Genomic DNA, 21043 nt, shown 5'->3' with positions numbered 1-21043 from the left:
CGGGTGCGGTGAGCGCGGCGGGCTCAGCAAGCCCGTCAGGCTCGTCAGCCTCATCAGGTTTGTCAGGTTTGTCAGGCTCGCCCGGATCGCAAGTCGCACGGTCGCGTCGGGCGACCCGATGTCCGACCCTGCTGCCACACTCGAACCCGTGGGCGAACGATGGGCTCTGACAGCGGCTGACGGGGAAGGAGCTCGGCTCGTCCCCCTCGGCCCCGACGGTCTGCCCGCCGGGCCCGTCGTCGAAGAGCCCGACCTGGTCGAGGCGGTCCGCTCCCGGCCCGAAGTGGGCCGGTGGGTGTGGCGGTCCACCGTCCAGGTCTATCCACGGCTGCTCGCGGCCGGCGTCCGCGTCGAGCGCTGCTACGACATCGAGGCCGCCGAGCTCCTCCTGCTCGGCCACGAGGGACGGCTCGGCGAGCCCCGTTCGGCGGCGGCCGCCTGGGCGCGGCTGCGCAACGCTCCTGTGCCGTCGGACCCTCCCGCCCTCGCGGCGGAGCCCGGTTCGCAGTCCTCCCTGTTCGAGCCGCAGCCGGTCGCCGTGCCGTTGGAGGCGCTGCTGGACGTGTACGCCGAGCAGCAGCGAAGACACGAGGTCGCTGAGCACCCGGGCCGGATGCGGCTGCTCACGGCTGCCGAGTCCGCCGGCATGCTGGTCGCCGCCGAGATGAACCGGGCCGGGCTCCCCTGGCGGGCCGAGGTGCACCGTGAGGTGCTGCACGAGCTGCTCGGCGAGCGGTACGCGGGCGGCGGTGAGCCGCGGCACCTCGCGGAACTCGCGGACGAGGTGTCCGCGGCCTTCGGCCGGCGTGTGCGGCCCGACCTGCCCGCGGACGTGGTGAAGGCTTTCGCACAGGCCGGGATCAGGGTGCGGTCGACACGGCGCTGGGAGCTGGCGGGGATCGACCATCCGGCTGTGGATCCGCTGATCCAGTACAAAAAGCTGTACCGGATCTGGACGGCGCACGGCTGGAGCTGGCTGCAGGACTGGGTGCGCGACGGCCGGTTCCGCCCCGAATACCTGCCCGGCGGGGCCGTCTCCGGGCGCTGGACGACCAACGGCGGCGGGGCGCTGCAGATTCCGAAGGTGATCCGGCGCGCGGTGGTGGCGGACGAGGGCTGGCGGCTCGTCGTCGCCGACGCCGACCAGATGGAGCCGCGCGTACTCGCCGCGATCTCACGGGACCACGGCCTGATGGAAGTCGCGGGTCACGACGGCGACCTCTACACCGCGCTGTCCGACCGGGCCTTCTCCGGCGACCGCGACCACGCCAAGATCGCGCTGCTCGGCGCCGTCTACGGCCAGACGTCCGGCGACGGGTTGAAGAACCTGGCCGCCCTGCGCCGCCGGTTCCCCCGTGCCGTCGCCTACGTGGACGACGCGGCGAAGGCCGGCGAGGAGGGCCGGCTCGTACGGACCTGGCTGGGGCGCACCAGCCCGAGGGCCGCCGGGGCGGGCGACGACGACGAGGCGGGAATCCCTCAGGAAACGGCCGAAGCGGTCACCGTCGACGGCGGGTTCACACCCGGCTACGCCTCGACCGACGCCAGGGCCCGCGGCCATTTCACCCGGAACTTCGTGGTGCAGGGCAGCGCCGCGGACTGGGCGCTGCTGATGCTTGCGGCGCTGCGGCAGGCGACTGCCGGGATGCGCGCGGAGCTGGTGTTCTTCCAGCACGACGAGGTGATCGTGCACTGCCCCGCCGAGGAGGCCGGGGACGTCGCGGAGGCGATCCGCTCGGCCGGTGAGCTGGCCGGGCGGATCGCCTTCGGGGAGACGCCGGTGCGGTTCCCGTTCACGATCGCGGTCGTGGAGCGCTACTCCGACGCCAAGTGAGGCACGCTGCACGACCCCGCGCCGTAAGCCGTGCACCCTGTGGTGGGCGGTCGGCGGTCGGCGGTCGGCGGTCGGCGGCATGGTCGGTCGGGCCGCCGACCGCCGGCGCTCACCCGGTCGCGCTGTGCCACTTCGCGTCGAGGGCGATGGTCTTCATCTGCTCGATGGTCAGCACCGGCTCCGCCCTGCTGGCGTCCTGACCCTGCCCCGGCGCGTTGAAGGCCATCATCACGACCCGGAAGCCGTCGGGACGCACGGTGTCCACCGTCCAGCCGATGGTTCCCTCGCCGCCCTTCTGGTCGGGGTCGGCCTCCTTCCGCACCATGACCTTGGTGCCGTCCGGCAGCGTGGTGACGTCGCCGGTGGCACCCTGCATCACGTCGCCCATACCGCGCTGCGCGTTCACCTGGATGAAGCTTGCGCCCTTGCCGTCGTCGGCGACGACGAACCCGTAACCGGGTTCGCCCTGCCGGTCGACGACCTTCAGGTCCTTGGGAAGCAGAGAAGTGAGGACGTCGTCCACCGCGGCACCCGGCTCGGAGTCGGGTTCGGGGGCCTCCTCGCGGTACTTGCCCAACTGCGCGCCGATGGAACGCCACGCCCCGTCCGTGACCAGTGACTGCATCTGCGCCGCGGTCAGGGGCGGGGTCGGCCGGCTGATCTCGGCGTCCTTCTCCGCGGGCGCGTTCCACTCGCTCGCGTCGACCATCACGCCCTCTGCGGTGATCACGGTGGCCCGCCACACCTTGGTGTCCACGCGCCGGTCCGGGTACTCGTAGCCCTGGAACAGCATGTACCTGGAGCCGTCGGACAGCGTCTTTGTGCTGCACGCGTCGTGCTGCACCAGTGCCTGCGAGGGGCACTCGACGAACTGCGCGGCGCTTTGGCCTGCCGGGTCGACGACACTCACATTGAGGCTGATCGCCGCAGCGCCTTTGCCGTCGTCGAACACGGCGGAGGCGTAGGGGCCGATCGGCACCCCTCGCGGATCCTGGGTGATGCCGCGGCCGTCCGCGCGGGTGGTCCGCCCCTCCGGCAGCAGATCCTTGAAGGTTTTGATCATCTGCTCCCTGGTGACCGTGTCTTCCTCCGTGCCCTTCCCCGCGCCCTTCTCCGCGACGCTCGGCGCGGTCGGCTCGGCAGGTGCCGCGACCGGTGCCGGGCTCCCGTCCGACCCGAGGGTGCCCGTCGCGTACCCACCGGCCACCCCCACCACGGACAGCGCCAGCACGCTGCCGGTCACCGCGGCAGCCCGCCGCCGGGCCAGCCGGCGGCGGCCGCGGGTCACGCCGCCGTCCACGAGGCCTGGTCTGTCGAACGGCTGGAAGGTGTCTCCGGTGCGACGCAGGGCGTCGCCGAGCTCGTCCTCGAAAGGCATGGGGAACCACACTCTCTGGTCGCAACACACGGAATGGAAGTACGTGGGGCCCGCCGAACGCGGCGGAGCCGTGTTCTAGCGAGCGGCGAACTCGACGAGGCTCCCGCCCAGTTGTTCGCGGAGCTTCGCGAGCGCCCGCACGGCTCTGGTGCGCACGGCGGCCGAGCTGACGTTCATCGCGTCGGCGGTCTCCTCGATGCTTCGGTCCTCCCAGTACCGCAGCACCACCACTGCCCGGTCCTTCGCCGAGAGCCGCCCGAGCGCTCCCAGCAGAGCGAGGCGCAGCTCGGGATCGTCCCCGGGGAGCGGGGCGGAATCGGGCAACTCCCCGACAGGGCGCTCGGAGGCGGAGCGCCGGCGCTTGTGGGTGAGGAACGAGCGGACAAGCACGGTCTGTGCGTATCCCGCCGGGTTGTCGAGCCGGGAGACACGCCCCCACAGCACGTACATCCGGCCGAGCGTCTCCTGCACCAGGTCCTCTGCGAGGTGGGTGTCCCCACTGGTCAGGAGGCACGCGGAGCGGTAGAGGTGCGCGGCGCGGTTGGCCGCGAACTCCCTGTACTCCTCCGTGCGGGACGCTCTCATCCCGTTCCTCACTCTCCCCCGATAGTGCGCCGGCGACCCCTTCACCTCATTGACGCGATGGCACCCTCGTAATGTTTCAACCGACTTCCGGAAGGAACCCCGCCGGCAGCCGAGGGCTCAGCCGGAATCCGCGGACCGCAGCAGACGCGCGACGAAGAGGAGTTCGCGCAGGCGCATCCGCGTGAGCGTGTCGCCGCCTCGTACGGGCTTGCGCAGATGCTCCTCCAGCGCCTCGACGCACGCGGCCAGAGCCCGGCGTCCGTCCGCTCCCAGGTCACCCCCGGTCTCGATCCCCACCGCGGCCAGCCGGTCGAGGAACCGCCGTTCCGAATCGCCGTACGCGTACTCGCCCCTTCCGGGCCCGCGCCGCCAGTGCTCGAGCGCGCACAAAGCGGCCTCCCGCCGAGCGCCGTACCAGTACGCGGGTACCAGCGGGTTGGGGTCCGCCGGGCGCGGAGTCCGCATTCCGAGCCGTTTGGCCTCGGCCCGGGAGGCCGCGTAGGAACGTACGTCCGCCTGCCACAGCGCCCGACTGGTCTCGATCACCTCCAGGGCCCGCAGCAGAGCGGTCTCGTCCCTGCGGAACGGCCCGGCCTTCGCCTCCAGATACCCGACGGTGGCGTGGAATCCGATCGGCCGGTACAGCTGCACGCACGAGCGCAGGGACACGTACCTGTGCCCGTGGGGAAGCGACGTGTCGCGGACCTTGCGCGCGAAGTTGTTGAAGCCCACCGAGTTCCCCCTCTGCCTGCCGCGTTCAGGGCAGCAACTCCAGCGGCCGGTACCGGTGCGGCCGGCCACCGGCCCACTCCACCAGGGTCGGATCGGAGAGGAGATCCCCGGTACCCGTGATGCCTGCCTCTTCGACGAACTCCAGCACATCGTCGTCCGAGTGCGCGAGCCCCATGATCCGTCCGCGTACGGTCACGCGCCGGCCACCGGAGGCGGAGATCCGGTGCACGACGATCGGCGGGTTGCCGGCCATGCCTCCAGCGTGCTCCGCGGACCGTGCCCACGGCCACCCCTGAGGCCGCACGGGCGATGCCGGTGACCGGCCCGTTGACACCGCGATGCCCCCTTGTTTCTCTAGTGGCAAGCGCTTTCCGGCCGAATCTTGGAGCGTTCAGGTGGAGTTCTCGCGTCGTTCCGTGCTGTCCGTGCTCCCCGCGGCAACGCTGCTTGCCGTGGCACAACCGCTGCGGAGTCAGGCCGCACCCCGGTCCGGTCCGGCCCTCTCCGACCACCCGGCCGGGGCGGCGACGGCAGCGGCCGACGACCATGCCGCGCTGCTCCGCAACACCGTCGCGGTCTTCGCGGGAACGGACGAGTCCAACGCCCGCCCCGAGACCGGGCGGAAGCTCTCGTCCATCGACTCGGCGGCACGGGCGCACCTCGCCGCGATGGACGGCGCCGGGGCGGACGAGCTCTTCAAGGGTGTGCCGCTCGGCACCAGCGACCCCAACCTGAGCCGGTCGTTCCAGTACCTCTACGAGATCGCCCTGGCCACCTGTGTGCCCGGCACCACCTCCTCCGGCCTGCGCGACAACCAGGCGGTACGGCGAAGGGTGATCGACGGTCTGGCGCACCTCCACGACAAGTACTACGGCGACCAGACGAAGGGCTACTACGGCAACTGGTTCCACTGGGAGATCGGAATCCCCGCGCATGTGACCAGGACCCTGGTACTGCTCCGGGACGAACTCGCGGCATATCGGCCCGGCCTCACCGCGACCTACGCGGCCTCCATGGACGCCTACCTCCGCAACGGCAAGAACGGCGACGTCGACCTGGACTCGCGCTTCCACACCGGCGCGAACCTCGCCGACATCACGACGAACCGGATCCTCCAGGGAGCCGTCCTCGGCGACGACCCCCGCATCCGGAAGGCCGTCGCCGACCAGCTCACCGTCTTCTCCCGGATCGACCCCTACGACCTGCGGCACGGCGTCACGGACGGTTTCTACGCGGACGGTTCCTTCGTCCAGCACGCATCAGTCGCCTACACCGGCTCCTACGGCAAGGGCCTGCTCACACGCATCGTCCAGACCGTCAAGATCCTCGACGGTACGGCCTACGTGCCCGCCGGCAGCCTCGTCGGCGTCGTGCAGGGATGGGTGGCCGACGGCTTCGCCCCGCTGATCTTCGAAGGCTGGATGATGGAGATCGTCAAGGGCCGCGCCGTATCCCGCACCGGCACCGGGTACGCGGACGTCGCCGCCGTCGTGGAGGCTGTCGTCGACCTCTCCGCGTACACCGCGGCCGGCGACAGGGAAGCCCTCGAGGGCTACGTGAAGTACGTCAGGCAGACCTCGAAAGCCGGTCTCGACCCCACCTCATTCGTCTCCCCCGTCAGCATCGCCCGCTACACCGACGTCCTGAACTCCCGGGCGCCCGCCCGGAATCTCGGCCCCGCCGCCTCGCACACGGCGTTCAACGCGATGGACAGAACCGTCCACCGGCGGCCCGGCTACGCGTTCGCGCTGGCCCGCAGCTCGGACCGCATCAGCAAGTACGAGTACATGAGCGGCGAGAACCTGACGCCGTGGTTCCAGGGCGACGGCGCCCACTACCTCTATCTCTCCGGCCAGGACCAGCGACAGGCGTACGGCGTCGACTACTTCACCGCCGTCTCCCCGTACCGCCTGGCCGGCGTCACCGCCCCCGTGGAGACCCGCCGGACCGTACCCGAGCTCTACGGCACCCTCTGGTACGACAACCCCGGCCGCGGTTTCACCTCGTCCTCGGAGTCGCAGAACACCTACGTCTACTTCCCGCGCGGCACCGGTGCGTACTCCGGCGGCGCCTGCCTCGGCCCGTACGGCGCGACCGGCCTCGTCCTGTCCGACGACGCCGCGTACGCGGCACAGCAGGCGGGCGAACTCCCCGACGACTTCGTCGCCTACCAGGGCGCCCGCGCCACGAAGTCGTGGTTCATGTTCGACGACGAGATCGCCGTACTCACCGCCGGTGTGAGCGGCCAGGCGGACCGGGCGGTGACGACCACCGTCGACACCCGTATCGCCGCGCCCACCGCTGCCGTCGCCCTCACCGGCGAACTCCACGACGGCACGCCCTGGCAGAACACGGGCACCGCCCCGCTCGCCTGGCTGCGCTACGCCGACGCGGACCAGGGAAACGCCGTCGGTTACGTCTTCCTGTCCGGACCCAGGCCGACCGTGACACTCGGCACGGTCACCCGCAGCCGACGCGTCGTCCGCCTGTCCAACCCGGACACCGCCGTCACCAAACAGGTCTTCACGCTCTCCTACGACCAGGCAGCCGACGCCCGGCCCGTGGCCATGGCCCACGCCATCGTCCCGAACGCCTCGGCGGCTCAACTGGCCCGCTACGCCCACGGCCCGCTCTCCGTCCTGGCCAACACCCCCCGCCTCCAGGCGATCGCGCACACCCGCCTCGGCATCGTCGCCGCCAACACGTTCACCCCTGGCACGCACCACGCGGAGCGCCTCGCCATCGACGGTCCGGCATCCGTGCTGCTCCGCCGGACCGCCGACAACACCGTGTCGATCGCGGTGTCCGACCCGACGACGAGACGCGACACCGTCTCGGTGACCATTTACGGCCGCACCCTGCGGCCGCTCGCCGCCGACGACGGCATCGAGACCCGCCGCGTCCCCGGCGGCACCCGCCTCGACATCACGACCCGCCACACCTACGGCCGCAGCTTCACGGCGACGCTGCGGTAGGCCGCCAGTGCTGTCAGCGGGGCAGCTCGCGCATGGTCCGCCGAGGCGAGAGAAACAGCGAAGCCCGGACGAGCGCCAACCCACCGCCCCACCCAGAGGGCCGCGCGGGGCGACAAGTCCGCGTCCAGCGCCTGCCGGTCACTCTCTTCGCCTTCCATCGCGCTTGCGCCGACCAGCACAGCCAGCGGTGCTATCCGGGCTCTATAAAGGGTGGCCACGCAAAGGCGGCTGCCCCGGGAGTTCCCGGGGCAGCCGCCTTGGTGTCCGTCCGCCTTCGCGGAGGCGTTCCTTCCTGTGCCAGTTCCTCCGTATGCGCCTTGCCTGTGTGCCTTGCTTCTGTGTCTTCCTTCTGCCGCTCGCCTTCCTTTCGCCTTACGCCGCCCGCCGCTTGAGCGTCTTCGACGTGACCGCGATCCCCGCGAGTACCGCCGCCGCCAGGGTGCCGATGACGGCCGTGACGATGGCGCCGGAGTTCAGGTGCAGGCCCACGTCCGAGGAGGTGGCCTCGGAGAGTCCGGCCGCCATCCCGGCCAGCGGGGGCAGCGTGACCAGGACACCGAGGGCGGCGCCGATCACGATGACCAGGGTGGTCTCGCCGGCCGAGGTGAACAGGAGCTGGCGAACGGTGCCGCCGGCCGACTTCATCACCGCGAAGTCGCGGCGCCGGCCGTGGGCCGCCATGGCCATCGAGTTGGCGACGGCGATCACGCTGTAGCCGACAGCGATGACGATCAGCATCATGGCGAGCGAGTCGGTGAGCTCGGCGTCGGTGTTGTAGTCGGCGAGGGCGAACTCCAGGGCGTCGTGCAGCGCCACCCCGGGGACCGCGGCCGAGGCCTTGGCGTCGGCCGGGACGAAGATGTCGTCGGTGAGCGCGGCCGGGTCGTGAGCGCGGACCAGGTCACGGGCGACCACGAAGTCACCTCGGGCCGGGTCGTCGGGCAGCACCTCGGCGACGGTGAGCGTGACGGTGGCGCCGTCCGCGAACCGCACCGGGACCTCCTGGCCCTGCTTCAGGCCCAGCTCGCCGGCCGTCTTCTCGCCGAGGACGGCCTGGCCCTCCTTGGCCCACTTCGGGTTCCGGCTGCCCAGGACGTCCAGGACACGGGCCGCACCGGTCTCGGCGTCCCGCGCCTGCTCGGTCACGACGAAGGCGCGGGTCGGCAGGGCCGCCTTGCCGACCGGGTTGACTGCGACGACCTCGTCGGTGTTGCCCGGGGTGCCGTCCGGCGTGACGATCGTCTGGCCGGCGACCTTCAGTGCCTCACCGGCCGGGTAGGCCACCCGCATCGTCTCGACCATGCCGCTGAGCAGCACCGCGAAGCCGACGGCGGCGATCACCGGGGCCACCAGGGAGGCGGCACGGCGCGGGTTGGCGACCATCTCGGCCCGGACCAGGACCGGGGCGGCCTTGCCGCCGCGCTGAAACGGGGCGGTCAGGACCCGGCCGACGGGTGCGACGAAGACGGGAGCCAGCAGGGCCGCCGCGACGATCAGCGTCATGGTGGCGCAGATCGCCATGTTGATGCGGCTGTCGGCGGTGGAAGTGGCGGTGCCGATGGCGAGCACGCCACCGAGGCCGAGGACGGACAGACCGGCGATCCAACGGCCGCGCCCCATGCCCTTGTTGGCCGAGCGGCTGTCGAGCAGCGCCTCGATCGGGGCGACCTTGGCGGCCTTGCGGCCCGCGGTCCAGGCGCCGGTAACGCTGACGCCGATACCGATCACGGAGGCCACGAGCAGCGGCCAGGCGGCGACGGAGACCTCCATGCCGGGCGGGGTGACGTCCAAGTCCTTGAGGATCAAAAGCAGCATCGGGGAGGCGGCGACACCGGCGACGCAGCCGACGATCGAGCCGGCCAGGCCGACCACGGCGGCCTCACCGAGGATCATGCGCCGGATCTGCTTCGGCGAGGCGCCGATGGTGCGCAGGAGACCGATCTCGCGGCGGCGCATCCCGGTGGACAGGACCAGCATGGAGGCCACCACGAAGACCGTGGTGAACAGGCCCAGGAATGCCATGGCGCTGATCAGCTGGACCCCGAGGAAGCGCTTGTGCTCGATGTGCGCGGGCTGCAGTTCGGCCCGTCCGTCACCGGTGACGACGCTGCTCCGGGCACCGACGATCTTCTTCGCGGCGGCGGCGATCGCGCCGGTGTCGGCGCCCTTCTCGGGGATCAGGGCGATGTTGGAGACGCCGGGCTGCTGCTGGGCGGCGAACTCCTCGCTGAAGTAGTAGCCGGGGCCGTCCACGGTGCCGACGACCTCGAAATACTCGCGGCCCTTCGTGATGTTGACGGTCAGTACGCTGCCCACGGCCGCACCGAGCGCGCGGTCGACCACGACCTCGTCCGCAGCGGCTGGAGCCCGGCCTGCGACCAGTTCGTAGGGTGCCATCCGCGCGCTGGAGAAGCCGTGCCCGGATTCCAGGGCGCCCTCGTCGGTGACGGGCTTGCCGTCCTTGATCGCCTGGGCGTAGAAGGAGCGGTCCACGACCGCGTCGGCGACGCCGGGGACCTTCTGCAGACCGGAGACGAGCGGCTCGGCCTCGGACTTGCTCCAGGGCATCCGGTCCTCGGGGCTGCCGTCGGCGTCGACGGCCTGCGGCGGCAGAGCGAGGGCCACGGCGGCCTCGTAGCGGGGCTGGACCTTGGCCTTGGCGGAGTCGTAGATGACCAGGGTGGTGGTGATCAGGGCGACGCCGACGAGGACGGCGACGAAGGCGCCGAGGAACCCCGACCAGCGTTCACGGACGTTCGCGAGGATCAGCATGTCTCTCAGGCCTCCAGCTGGGCCATGTGGGTGGCGATCGAGGCGGCGTTGTTCACACCGGCCGCACGGTCGAGCGGGATACGGTCGGCGATCCGGCCGTCCTTGAGGAAGATGACGACGTCGGCGTAGGCCGCGGCCACGGGGTCGTGGGTGACCATCAGGGTGGTCTGGCCCTCTTGGTCGACGAGCATCCGCATCATCCGCAGCACCTCGCGCGAGGTGACGGTGTCCAGGGCGCCGGTGGGCTCGTCCGCGAAGAGGACGTCGGGGCGGGTGACGAGGGCGCGGGCGAGGGCGACGCGCTGCTGCTGGCCGCCGGAGAGCTCACTGGGACGGTGTCCGGCGCGCTCGGCGAGTCCGACGGAGGCGAGCGCCTGCTCGACCTGCTCGCGGCTGGCCTTGGTGCCGGCGAAGCGGGACGGGAGCTCCACGTTCTGCGCGGCGGTCAGGGACTCGACCAGGTTGAAGGCCTGGAACACGAATCCGATGTGCCTGCGGCGCAGTTCGGTACGCTCCTTCTCGCTCTGCTGTCCGATGTCCACGCCGGCCAGGATGATCCGGCCTTCGGAGGGCTGCTCGAGGCCTGCCGCGCACTGCAGCAGGGTGGACTTGCCGGAACCGGAGGGGCCCATGATCGCGGTGAAGGTGCCGCGCGGGAAGCCGAGGGAGACGCCGTCCAGAGCGGTGACCTTGCGGCCGCCGGTGCCGTGCACCTTGCGGAGGCTGTGGAGTTCGACCGCGTCCTGTGTGGGGGCGATGTGGCTCGTCGTCGTCATGCATCGATTTCACCGTGCGGGGGTGTCCGGGGCACTGACCTGCTCTCTACTCCTGGGGTAGAGCCAGCTCTACCTTCGCGGCGCCCAGGGTGTCCCCTCGTACTCTCCCGGATACCACGGAGATCCCGAAGAGCCGCATGGGTACGTTGATCGCATGCAACCCACAACGGCCTGGCAGGCCATGGCTCAGCGTCCGCTGAGCTTTCTGACCTCCAGCTGGCCCTGGCGTTCCCTCGCGTATCTGAGCGGCGGTGTACTGGTCGGCGCGGCGGCTGTCCTCGTCTTCGCGGTCGGCCTGGCGGTGGGCGTGATCCTGCTCGTCGTACTGATCGGTGTGGCACCGCTGGTCGGTCTGGTGCTCGCGTCCACGGTGGTGGCCACGGTGGAGCGCCGGCGGCTGGCGCTGGTGGACCTCGACCGGCTGACCAATCCGCACCGCAGACCGGATGCGCCGGGTCTGCGCGGCTGGGTCGCCACCCGGCTCAAGGAGCAGGCGACTTGGCGGGAGCTGGTGTTCACGCTGCTCTCGGCCGCGGCGCTGTGGTGGCTCGACCTCCTGGTGCTCAGCTTCTCCTTCGGGCTGCCGGCCACGATGATCGCCGCGACCTCCGCCGACACCTGGCCGTGGACGGTGTTTGGCGTGATCGTGCTGCTCTCCTCGCCCTACACGGTGACCTCGTGGGCGGGGGCACGCGCGGCCATGGCCCGCACGTTCCTCGCGCCGCGGGACCGGGAGCTGGGCAAGGAGCTACGGGAAGTGCGTGCCTCGCAGGCGCGGCTGCTCGACTCCTTCGACGCCGAGCGGGTCCGGATCGAGCGCGATCTGCACGACGGCGCCCAACAGCGCCTCGTATCCCTGGGCATGACGCTCGCCATGATGCGCCTGGAGGTCGAGGAGGGCTCCGTGCAGGACGAGCTGCTCAACCAGGCGGAAAGCCAGCTCTCCACCGCCCACGCCGAGTTGCGGGCACTGGTCCGCGGCCTGAATCCGCCAGTCCTCGCCGACCACGGCCTCGTCGCGGCCATCGAGGACTACGCCGGCCGCTTCCCGATCCCGGTGACCGTGGACCTGAAGCTGCCCGAGCGGCTGCCCAGGAAGCTGGAGACGACGATGTACTACCTGATCAACGAGGCCATGACGAACATCGCCAAACACAGCGGTGCCAAGAGCGCCGAGGTCCACGGCCGTTACCATTCCGACCTGTTCGTCCTCGACATCCTGGACGACGGCCGGGGCGGACTCGACCCCGCGGGCAGCGGCGTGACCGGTCTCGCGGACCGTGTCACCGCCCTCGACGGCCGAATGCGGGTGTCGAGCCCGGTGGGTGGCCCCACCCTGGTGCACGTGGAGGTGCCGTGTCGCTTCGTCTGATCGTCGCCGAGGACGCCGTGCTGTTGCGCGAAGGCCTAATCGGCCTCCTCGAACGGGTCGGCCACGAAGTGGTGGCGGCCGTCGGCGATGCCGACGCCCTGGTCGAGGCGGTCCGCGCCGACCGGCCCGACCTCATCGTCACCGACGTACGGATGCCGCCCTCGCTCGGCGACGACGGACTGCGCGCCTCGGTCGGACTGCGCGCCGAGTTCCCCGGACTGCCCGTGCTCGTGCTCAGCCAGTACGTGGAACGCTCGTACGCGCTGCGTCTGCTGGACTCGGGCGGCGGCGCCGGAGTCGGCTATCTGCTCAAGGAACGCGTCAGCGCGCTCGCGGACTTCACCTCCGCGATCGAGCGGGTCGCCGCCGGCGGCACGGTAGTGGACCCGGAGGTCATCCAGCAGCTGGTCCAGCTGCGCCAGGACCCCCTGGAACGGCTCAGCTCCCGTGAGCGCGAGGTGCTCTCGCTGATCGCGGAGGGCCGCACCAACGCGAGCCTGGCCAAGCAGCTTTTCATCAGCGAGGCCGCCGTGAACAAGCACATCGGCAACATCTTCAACAAGCTGGACCTGCCGGTGGGCGCCGAGGGGCACCGGCGGGTGCTTGCGGTGCTGGCGTATCTGCGGGCGTGAGGGCCCCGCGCCGTCACGTACGTACGGAAAACCCCGCCCCACCCCCTGATGAGGGTGGGCGGGGTTCCGTGTGCGGACGCCCGGGCCAGGGGGTGCGGCCGGGTGCGCAGCGCCTCGGTCTCGGCGACGGCGCGCGTGACGGCGCGGCGCAACGTCCCCCGCCACCGCCGCACCGGCCGACACACACGCCCCTCCCTGAGATCGTTGGGCGAGACGTCCCGGGGTGATCAGTCTCCTGGCTCCATCCCGGGAAGTGATCGACATCTTCGAGCGCCTCGTCGCCGCCTCCGGGCTCCCGCCGCTCCGGCTGCACGACCGCCGGCACGGCGCGGCCACGCTCATGCTCACCGTCGGCATCGACGTGAAGATCGTGTCGGACACGCTCGGGCACAGCGACACCCGCATCACGCGGGACATCGGCTAGAGCGTCCTCCCCCACCACCGGGCCATGCTCGATGCCGGCCACGCTCCCTCGCACGTCGTGAAAGTGCACCGCATTCTGTCCCGCGCCTTGAAGATCGCCCACCGCCGCCGCATCGTCGGCGAGAACGTCGCCACGCTCGTGGACCCGCCGAGCATTGACGAGACCGAGGCCAATCCCTTCACCAAGGAGGAGGCGAAGACGTTCCTCGAAGCCGCGGCGAAGCGACCGACCTTCATGCGATGGATTGTCGGGGTCGGCATGGGGTTCCGGCAAGGGGAGACGCTCGGGCTGCGCTGGTCGTATGTCGACCTGGAAGCGGAGCTGTTCCGCCCCGAGTGGCAGCTTCAGCGCCTCACATGGCGGCACGGCTGCGACAATCCGCACGCCTGTGGAGGGCGTCTGCACCGCTTCGAGCCGTGCCCGCCGGACTGCACCACGCACAAGGGCTACAAGCGTGGCTGCCCGAAGCCGTGCGCCACGACGTGCACGAAGCATGCGAGCACCTGCCCGGAGCGCAAGGAAGGCGGACTCACCTTCACCCGGCCCAAGACCAAGAAGAGCCGAAACGCCGTGCCGATCCCGCCCGTCTTCGTTCCCTTCCTGCACGACCACAAGGCACAGCAGCAAGCGGTACGGGAAGCTGCTGTGGAACTGTGGCAGGAGCACGACGTCGTGTTCTCGCGCCCGGACGGCCGGCCGCTGGATCCCCGCGCTGACTACGAGGAGTTCAAGGAACTGCTCAAGGAGGCCGGGATCGATGACCGCCGCCTGTACGACGGAAGCCGCCACACCGCCGGCACGATCCTCAACGAACTGGGCGTCGACATGCCCACGATCATGGAGATCCTGCGGCACACGCAGATCAGTCAGACCCGACGGTACGTCAAGGGCCGGTCCCACCTGTCCAAGGACGCCATGCGGCGCAGGGGCGAGTTTCTCGTACCCCCGCCGTCGTCTCCGTCGGCCCCGGTTCTGAGTCCCACTGAGACCAGAAATGAGACCGCCGACACTCGCACAGCACGCGCGCAGCGCCGCCGCCGAATGCGGTAAAAGCAAAAGCCCCAGGTCACGGCGAGTGAGTCCTGGGGCCTTTACGGAGCCGCCTTCGGGATTCGAACCCGAGACCTACGCATTACGAGTGCGTTGCTCTGGCCAACTGAGCTAAGGCGGCAGGCTGCGGATGTACGTATCCTCGCGGGACACGCTCTCATCAGCAGCGGCGCCAAGTCTACAGGGTTCTTCGGGGTGCCCCGAACCACCTCCCGACGGCCCCGGCGAGAGCCTCAGCAGCGCTTGCCGTCCCGCGGGGCCTCGCCCTCCAGGAGGTACGTGTTGATCGCCGTGTCGATGCAGTCGCTGCCCCGGCCGTAGGCGGTGTGGCCGTCGCCGTCGTACGTCAGCAGCCGGCCCGACGAAAGCTGGTCGGCGAGGCTCTGGGCCCACTTGTACGGCGTGGCGGGGTCGCGGGTGGTGCCGACGACCACGATCGGGGCCGCGCCCTTCGCCTCGATGGGGTGGGGCTTGCCGGTGGCGGGCGTCGGCCAGAAGCCGCAGTTCAGGGCGGCCCAGGCGAAGCCGCGGCCGAAGACCGGGGAAGCCTTCTCGAAGCCGGGGAGCGCGGCGCGGACGGCGTCGGCGCCGTTGAAGGCCGCCGGGAGGTCGACGCAGTTGACGGCCGCGTTGGCGAACATCAGATTCGCGTACGAGCCGTCCGTCTCACGCTCGTAGTAGCTGTCGGCCATGGCCAGCAGAGGGGCGCCGTTGCCGTCCTGCGCGGCCGCCAGCGCGGAGCGCAGCTGAGGCCACGCGCCGTCGTCGTACATGGCGGCGATCACACCGGTGGTGGCCAGCGACTCGCCGAGCTCACGGTCCTCGCCGGTGCCCACGGGCGACGCGTCGAGCTTCGTGAAGAAGTCCTTGAGCCGGCTGGTGGCGTCGGCGACGGACTCCCGGCCCAGCGGGCAGTCCGTCTTCTCGACGCAGTCGGCGGCGAAGGACTTGAAGGCGGTCTCGAAGCCGGCCGTCTGGTCGCGGTTCAGTTCGCGGGCGGGGAGGGACGGGTCCATGGCCCCGTCGAGGACCAGTCGGCCCGTCCGGTCGGGGAAGAGCTCGGCGTAGGTCGCGCCGAGGAAGGTGCCGTACGAGGCTCCGACGTAGGTCAGCTTCTCGTCGCCCAGCACCGCGCGCACGATGTCCATGTCACGGGCCGCCTCCTCGGTGGAGACATGAGGCAGGACCTTTCCGGATCGCTTCTCGCAGCCCGCGGCGAAGGTCTTGTACGCCTGCTCCAGGGCGGTCGCCTCCGCGGCGTCGTCGGGCGTCTGGTCGACCTGGGTGTACTTGTCCATCTCGGGGCCGGTCAGGCATTCGACGGGTTCGCTGCGGGCGACGCCGCGCGGGTCGACGGCCACCATGTCGTAACGGGCACGGACGGGGGCGGGGTAGCCGATGCCGGCGTACGCCTGGAGGTAGCCGACGGCCGAGCCGCCGGGACCGCCCGGGTTCACGAGCAGGGAGCCGAGCCGCTTGCCCGGCCCGGTGGCCTTGACCCGGGAGACTGCGAGCTTGATCGAGTCGCCGTCCGGTTCCGCGTAGTCCAGCGGGGCCTTCATCGTGGCGCACTCGAAGCCCGGCGTGCCGCATGCGCGCCAGTCCAGCTTCTGCCCGTAGTACGGCTCGAGGGCCGCGGAAGGTGCTGCCCGTCCCGCCGCTCCCGACGCATCGGATCCGCCGGAAGGCGTGCCGCCCCCCGTGCAGGCGGAGGCGAGGAGGCCGAGCGTGGCCAGCGGAAGGGCGAAGGTGCGGAGCAGGCGCCTGGTGTCCATCCAACGGAGCGTAACGGCAGCGGGCTGCCGGAGCCGGTCCCGGCTCGCAGGGACGAACCGGTCAACCGGCCGTGGCACCGGTCCCCGGCCCTTTGCCGTCAGCCCGCTCGCAGCGCGACGGCCATCGCCTCGATCGCCAGCAGTGGCGCGACATTGCGCTCCAGCGCGTCGCGGCAGGCGACCACCGCCTCTATCCGGCGCAGCGTGCGCTCGGGTGTGGAGCCGCGGGCGACGCGGTCGAGGGAATCACGCACGTCGTCGTTGGCGAGTGCGACCCGGGAACCCATCTGGATCGCCAGGACGTCGCGGTAGAAGCCCGTCAGGTCCGTGAGGGCCAGATCGAGGCTGTCCCGCTGCGTACGGGTCTTACGGCGCTTCTGCCTGTCCTCGAGTTCCTTCATCAGCCCAGCCGTCCCGCGCGGCATCCGGCCGCTCTCGGAAGCGCCGAGCGCCGCCTTGAGTTCCTCGGTCTCCTTCACGTCCGTGTCCTCCGCCACCTGCTTGGCGTCGTCGGCGGCGGCGTCGACCAGCTCCTGGGCGGCCCTGAGGCACCCCCCGATGTCCTCCACTCGAAGGGGCATCTTGAGCACGGCGCTCCGGCGGGCCCGCGCCCGCTCGTCGGTGGCGAGGCGTCGCGCACGGCCGATGTGCCCCTGCGTGGCGCGGGCCACCGACGCCGCGAGGTCCGGCTCGACGCCGTCCCTCCTGATCAGCACGTCGGTGACCGCGGCCACCGGCGGCGTACGCAGGGTGAGGTGACGGCACCGGGAGCGGATGGTGGGCAGCACGTCCTCCAGGGAGGGCGCGCACAGCAGCCACACGGTGCGGGGGGCCGGCTCCTCGACGGCTTTCAGCACGGCGTTGGCCGACCTCTCGTTCAACCGCTCGGCGTCCTCGACGAGGATCACCTGCCAGCGGCCGTTCGCCGGAGCGGTGAACGACTTGCGGACGGTGTCCCGCATGTCGCTGACGAGGATCTGCGTACCCGTGGCGGCGATCCAGCTCACATCCGCGTGTGTGCCGACCAAGGCGGTGTGGCAGCCGTCGCAGAAGCCGCACCCGGGCGTGCCGCCGAGGGCACGGTCCGGGCCTGTGCACTGCAGTGCCGCCGCGAAGGCCCGCGCCGCGGTGACGCGCCCGGAGCCGGGGGGCCCGGTGAACAGCCACGCGTGCGTCATCTTCGACGCGGAGGACACCGGTTCTCCCGCCGCGTGGGCGGTGACGTGCGCGTCGGCGTCGCGCGCGGCGGCGGAGAGCTGCTCCTGGACCCGCTCCTGGCCGACCACGTCGTCCCACACGGCCATGTGCCGTCACCGCCTTTCCCGTTGCGCTCTCCCATTGTGGGGGAGGGCACCGACAGTGCCGTCCACCCGGTTCCGTCACGGAGCCGTGAATGGAGAAGGACCGGGCACCGGCCCGGTCCTCCTTCTCGTCGTCCGCCCTCTTGCCGGGCGTCCGCCGGCTTGCCGCGCGTCCGTCAGCCGTGCCTGCCCCGGCGCCCGCGGCCTCCGCCCTCGTCGTCCTCGTGCGGGCCGAGGAGCTCGTCCGCGAGGGTCGGAAGGTCGTCGAGCGGGGTCTCCTCCGCCCAGTCGGAGCGGCGGCGGGGACGTTCCGCGGCAGGGTCCACCTGCGGAAGTTCCGTGGTGCGCTCGTTCCCGCTCTCGCCGGCCGCACCTCGTTCGTGCCCCTGCGCCTCGCGCTCGTCGCGGAAGATCCCCCTCGGCACCCGGTCCGCCGGGTCGGACATCCCGGCGTCACGTACCGGAGGCAGCACCGCCGTCTCGTCGACAGCCCGGGGGTCCCGCACCGGCGGCAGCATGGCCGTGTCCGCGTCGTCGGAGACCTTCGGCAGCATCGCCGTCTCCGCCTCGTCGGGGACCTTGGGCAGGATGCTCGTGGCGTCGTGCGACCCGCCCGGGACCGGGACCTCCTGCGTGACGTCGTCCGGCTTGACGACCGGGGTCGGCACCGTGATCTCGGAGGCGGACTCGGCGGCGGTCGCCGCCGCAGCGGCCGCCGCCGCCCTGCGTGCCTCCTCCGCCCGCAGCAGCGCCTCCTCCGCCTTGCGCTGCTTCTCCAGGCGACGTTCCTCCGCCTCCTTGCGCAGCCGGGCCTCTTCTTCGGCCTGCTTGCGAAGACGTTCCTGCTCAGCCTGGCGGGCCTTCTCCTCGGCCTCGCGGCGCAGCCGCTCCTCCTCGGCACGGCGCCGGGCCTCCTCCGCCCGCTGCCTGGCCTCCTCGGCCTGGCGCTCGGCCTCACGCTGCCGCGCTTCCTCCAGCTCGCGGCGCTTGCGCTCCTCCTCCTCGGCACGGAGCTTGGCGAGCTGTTCCTGCCGCTCGCGTTCGAGGCGCTCCTCCTCGGCCTTGCGTGCGGCCTCCTCCTCGGCCTTGCGGCGGGCTTCCTCCTCGGCCGCCCTGCGCGCTTCCTCACGAGCCTTGATCTCGGCGTCCGACAGGGGCAGCAACTGGTCCAGCCGGTGCCGTACGACGGTGGTGACGGACTCGGGCTCCTGGCCGGCGTCGACGACCAGATAGCGGCCGGGGTCGGCAGCGGCCAGGGTCAGGAAACCGGCACGCACCCGCTGGTGGAACTCCGCCGGCTCCGACTCGAGCCGGTCCGGCGCCTCGGTGAAGCGTTCCCGCGCGGCCTCGGGGGAGACGTCGAGCAGCACGGTCAGATGGGGCACGAGGCCGTCCGTCGCCCAGCGCGAGATCCGGGCGATCTCGGTCGGGGACAGATCACGGCCGGCGCCCTGATAGGCCACGGACGAGTCGATGTAACGGTCGGAGATGACGATCGCGCCTCGGTCGAGGGCCGGGCGGATCACCGAGTCGACGTGTTCGGCACGGTCGGCCGCGTACAGCAGTGCCTCCGCGCGGTTGGACAGTCCGGCGCTCGACACGTCCAGCAGGATGGAGCGCAGCCGCTTGCCGACCGGGGTGGCGCCGGGCTCGCGGGTGACGACCACCTCGTGGCCCTTGGCACGGATCCACTCGGCGAGGGCTTCCACCTGCGTGGACTTGCCGGCTCCGTCGCCGCCTTCGATGGCGATGAAGAAACCGGTCGCCGCGGGTGCCTGCGCCGGGTCGGCGCCACCGCGCAGCGCGTCGCCGATGTCGCGGCGCAGCGGCACACCCGACCGGTCGTCCGTCTTGGCGAGGACGATCGCGGCGACGGGGAGCAGCAGCGCCCCGACGAGCATGAGCGTGAAAGCCGCCCCGCCGTGGGCGAAGACGAAGTCCCCGCCGGCCAGCCGGTGCGGTCCGATCGCCGCGGCGAGCAGCGGCGCGGCGACCGCGGCCAGTGCGACGACGACGCGGACGACGGCCTGCAGGTGCGCGGTGAGCCTCGGCCGCCGGAAGTCCTCTGTCTCCTGGTCGACGAGGGCGTGGCCGGTGTGGGCGGCGACGCCCGCCGAGAGGCCGGCCACCGCTGCGAGGAACAGCCCGGTCGCCGTGTCCGGCACAAGGCCCATGGCGAGCAGCGCGACGCCCGTCACCGCGAGCGCCAGGGCGAGCAGACGGCGGCGTGACAGTGAGGGCAGTACCGCGCCGGCCCCGCGGATGCCGGCACCGGTGCCGCCGATGAGGGCGAGGATCAGCAGCGCGAAGGTGACCGGCCCGCCGTCCAGGTCGCCTGCGTGCAGTACGGAGACGGCCGCGGCGGAGGCGATGGCCCCGGTGACCGCGGCACAGCCGAGGACGAACAGCGGTATGGCGCCGGTACGTCCCTTGTCCAGGCCGTCGCCGGTGGAAGGCCTGCGCAGGCCCTCGAGCGGCGAACGCGGCCGGGGCGTCTGCGAGCCCGGCAGCTCCACGAAGTACAGGGTCGAGATCGACGCGGCGAACAGCCCGGCCGCGAGGTAGGAGCCGAGAGCCGCCTGGTGCAGCGAGAACCACTCGATGCCGGTGGCAAGCAGGTTGCCGATCAGCGTGGCGACCAGCAGAGCCGCGGCCGCGACGGGGATGACGGCGAATCCCGTGCGCTGCCACAGCCTGCGCAGCGCGTCGAGGTGGTCGGGCAGCGGCCGTACCGCCGCTCCCTCCGGCGGCGGCGCGGGCAGCAGCGCGGGCGCGGCGCCCTCACGGGCGACGGTCCACAGCCGCTCCGCGACGCCGGTCAGGAAGACCGTGACCAGGAGAATCACGAGTGCGTTGCCGGGTGTCCAGTTGATCCACAGTGGTGCGACAACCAGCAGCGCCAGCCGCAGACCGTCCGAACCGATCATGGTCCAGCGGCGGTCCAGCGGACCGCTCGGTGCCGTGAGCGAGGTCATCGGACCGAGGAGTACGGCTCCGAAGAGGAGCGTGGACAGGACCCGGGCGCCGAGCACCGCGGCGACCGCGAAGGCCGCCCCGCGGTATCCGCTCCCGAGCGAACCCGACGCCACGGCCGCCTGCAGCGACAGCAGCAGAAGCACAAGAACGGCGAGGGCGTCTCCGACGCCGCCGACCACCTGGGCGTTCCACAACCGCCTCAGCGGCGGGTGGCGCAGAAGGGAGCGCACGGCCCGTTCACGTGAGTCCGTGGTGAGTGCGTCGGAGTCCGACGCGTCTGAAGCAGTCTCTGAAGCGGTGTTCATGACCGCCTGCTGCTCGGCTGGCTGCTCGGCTCGCGTCATTCGACCAGCCTATCCGGAGCCGCGTGCTCCCCGGAGGGGTGTCCGAACATACGGGCGCTCTGTGGCAAGGGTGTGAAGTTTCCCTGCCGCAGAGCGCCCGTACGCGTTCGGCCTTGA

At 71.4% G+C, this 21043-nt stretch carries 13 protein-coding genes, 1 tRNA gene and 2 pseudogenes; 6 read left to right on the top strand and 10 right to left on the bottom strand.

Translation table 11 applies throughout. The annotated features are described in order from the left end of the window. Positions 1 to 148 precede the first annotated feature (148 nt). Positions 149 to 1834 (top strand): bifunctional 3'-5' exonuclease/DNA polymerase, encoded by a 1686-nt coding sequence (locus ACFYV1_RS17555; RefSeq protein ID WP_389396345.1) that lies wholly within the window; start codon positions 149 to 151, stop codon positions 1832 to 1834. 109 nt (positions 1835 to 1943) lie between these two features. On the opposite strand, the gene ACFYV1_RS17550 is transcribed toward ACFYV1_RS17555, so the two are convergent. From ACFYV1_RS17550 to ACFYV1_RS17535, 4 genes are all read right to left on the bottom strand, one after another. Continuing rightward, complete coding sequence (locus tag ACFYV1_RS17550) at positions 1944 to 3212, bottom strand: hypothetical protein (protein WP_389396344.1); 1269 nt, start codon at positions 3210 to 3212, stop codon at positions 1944 to 1946. 75 nt (positions 3213 to 3287) lie between these two features. Beyond that, positions 3288 to 3797 carry a SigE family RNA polymerase sigma factor gene (locus ACFYV1_RS17545; protein WP_389396343.1) on the bottom strand — a complete coding sequence of 170 codons (510 nt, stop codon included), beginning with the start codon at positions 3795 to 3797 and terminating at the stop codon, positions 3288 to 3290. Positions 3798 to 3914: 117 nt separating this feature from the next. Then, a complete protein-coding gene (locus ACFYV1_RS17540) occupies positions 3915 to 4529 on the bottom strand; it encodes a hypothetical protein (RefSeq protein WP_389396342.1) in 615 nt (204 codons plus the stop codon). A 25-nt stretch (positions 4530 to 4554) separates the two neighbouring features. Continuing rightward, positions 4555 to 4782 (bottom strand): hypothetical protein, encoded by a 228-nt coding sequence (locus ACFYV1_RS17535; protein ID WP_389396341.1) that lies wholly within the window; start codon positions 4780 to 4782, stop codon positions 4555 to 4557. A 142-nt stretch (positions 4783 to 4924) separates the two neighbouring features. Here ACFYV1_RS17535 and ACFYV1_RS17530 point away from each other — a divergent pair, with 142 nt between their 5' ends. Next, positions 4925 to 7504 (top strand): polysaccharide lyase family 8 super-sandwich domain-containing protein, encoded by a 2580-nt coding sequence (locus ACFYV1_RS17530; protein WP_389396340.1) that lies wholly within the window; start codon positions 4925 to 4927, stop codon positions 7502 to 7504. Between the two features lie 372 nt (positions 7505 to 7876). Here ACFYV1_RS17530 and ACFYV1_RS17525 read toward each other — a convergent pair whose 3' ends face one another. After that, complete coding sequence (locus tag ACFYV1_RS17525) at positions 7877 to 10276, bottom strand: ABC transporter permease (protein WP_389396339.1); 2400 nt, start codon at positions 10274 to 10276, stop codon at positions 7877 to 7879. A gap of 5 nt (positions 10277 to 10281) precedes the next feature. Further along, a complete protein-coding gene (locus tag ACFYV1_RS17520) occupies positions 10282 to 11052 on the bottom strand; it encodes an ABC transporter ATP-binding protein (RefSeq protein ID WP_389396338.1) in 771 nt (256 codons plus the stop codon). A 154-nt stretch (positions 11053 to 11206) separates the two neighbouring features. Here ACFYV1_RS17520 and ACFYV1_RS17515 point away from each other — a divergent pair, with 154 nt between their 5' ends. The 4 genes and pseudogenes from ACFYV1_RS17515 to ACFYV1_RS17500 all read left to right on the top strand — a co-directional run. Then, the gene (locus ACFYV1_RS17515; protein WP_389396337.1) at positions 11207 to 12424 is read left to right on the top strand and encodes a sensor histidine kinase; all 1218 of its coding nucleotides are present in this window, start codon (positions 11207 to 11209) and stop codon (positions 12422 to 12424) included. Further along, a complete protein-coding gene (locus tag ACFYV1_RS17510; RefSeq protein WP_389396336.1) occupies positions 12409 to 13056 on the top strand; it encodes a LuxR C-terminal-related transcriptional regulator in 648 nt (215 codons plus the stop codon). The genes ACFYV1_RS17515 and ACFYV1_RS17510 overlap by 16 nt, the downstream gene beginning before the upstream one ends. Positions 13057 to 13289: 233 nt before the next feature. Further along, positions 13290 to 13477: pseudogene (locus ACFYV1_RS17505) on the top strand (tyrosine-type recombinase/integrase); the annotation flags it as partial. An 18-nt stretch (positions 13478 to 13495) separates the two neighbouring features. Next, positions 13496 to 14530, top strand: a pseudogene (locus ACFYV1_RS17500) (tyrosine-type recombinase/integrase); the annotation flags it as partial. 47 nt (positions 14531 to 14577) lie between these two features. Here the strand turns inward: ACFYV1_RS17500 and ACFYV1_RS17495 are convergent. The 4 genes from ACFYV1_RS17495 to tmk form a co-directional block, all read right to left on the bottom strand. Further along, positions 14578 to 14651: transfer RNA gene (locus ACFYV1_RS17495), tRNA-Thr, on the bottom strand. A 112-nt stretch (positions 14652 to 14763) separates the two neighbouring features. After that, positions 14764 to 16305 (bottom strand): alpha/beta hydrolase, encoded by a 1542-nt coding sequence (locus ACFYV1_RS17490; RefSeq protein ID WP_389396335.1) that lies wholly within the window; start codon positions 16303 to 16305, stop codon positions 14764 to 14766. A 98-nt stretch (positions 16306 to 16403) separates the two neighbouring features. After that, positions 16404 to 17609, bottom strand: a complete 1206-nt coding sequence (locus ACFYV1_RS17485; protein ID WP_389396334.1) for a DNA polymerase III subunit delta' — start codon at positions 17607 to 17609, stop codon at positions 16404 to 16406. Positions 17610 to 17782: 173 nt separating this feature from the next. Continuing rightward, complete coding sequence (tmk, locus tag ACFYV1_RS17480; RefSeq protein WP_389396333.1) at positions 17783 to 20926, bottom strand: dTMP kinase; 3144 nt, start codon at positions 20924 to 20926, stop codon at positions 17783 to 17785. Between the last annotated feature and the right edge of the window lie 117 nt (positions 20927 to 21043).

It is taken from the genome of Streptomyces sp. NPDC003023, assembly GCF_042888225.1.
In the GTDB taxonomy this organism is placed as follows: domain Bacteria; phylum Actinomycetota; class Actinomycetes; order Streptomycetales; family Streptomycetaceae; genus Streptomyces.
This window is presented reverse-complemented; position numbering and strand designations above follow the sequence as displayed.

Coding starts and splice junctions, on each gene's coding strand:
- ACFYV1_RS17490 (WP_389396335.1), bottom strand. CDS start 16,305: ATGGACACCAGGCGCCTGCTCCGCACCTTCGCCCTTCCGCTGGCCACG.
- ACFYV1_RS17485 (WP_389396334.1), bottom strand. CDS start 17,609: ATGGCCGTGTGGGACGACGTGGTCGGCCAGGAGCGGGTCCAGGAGCAG.
- ACFYV1_RS17520 (WP_389396338.1), bottom strand. CDS start 11,052: ATGACGACGACGAGCCACATCGCCCCCACACAGGACGCGGTCGAACTC.
- ACFYV1_RS17525 (WP_389396339.1), bottom strand. CDS start 10,276: ATGCTGATCCTCGCGAACGTCCGTGAACGCTGGTCGGGGTTCCTCGGC.
- ACFYV1_RS17550 (WP_389396344.1), bottom strand. CDS start 3,212: ATGCCTTTCGAGGACGAGCTCGGCGACGCCCTGCGTCGCACCGGAGAC.
- ACFYV1_RS17545 (WP_389396343.1), bottom strand. CDS start 3,797: ATGAGAGCGTCCCGCACGGAGGAGTACAGGGAGTTCGCGGCCAACCGC.
- tmk (WP_389396333.1), bottom strand. CDS start 20,926: ATGACGCGAGCCGAGCAGCCAGCCGAGCAGCAGGCGGTCATGAACACC.
- ACFYV1_RS17515 (WP_389396337.1), top strand. CDS start 11,207: ATGCAACCCACAACGGCCTGGCAGGCCATGGCTCAGCGTCCGCTGAGC.
- ACFYV1_RS17535 (WP_389396341.1), bottom strand. CDS start 4,782: ATGGCCGGCAACCCGCCGATCGTCGTGCACCGGATCTCCGCCTCCGGT.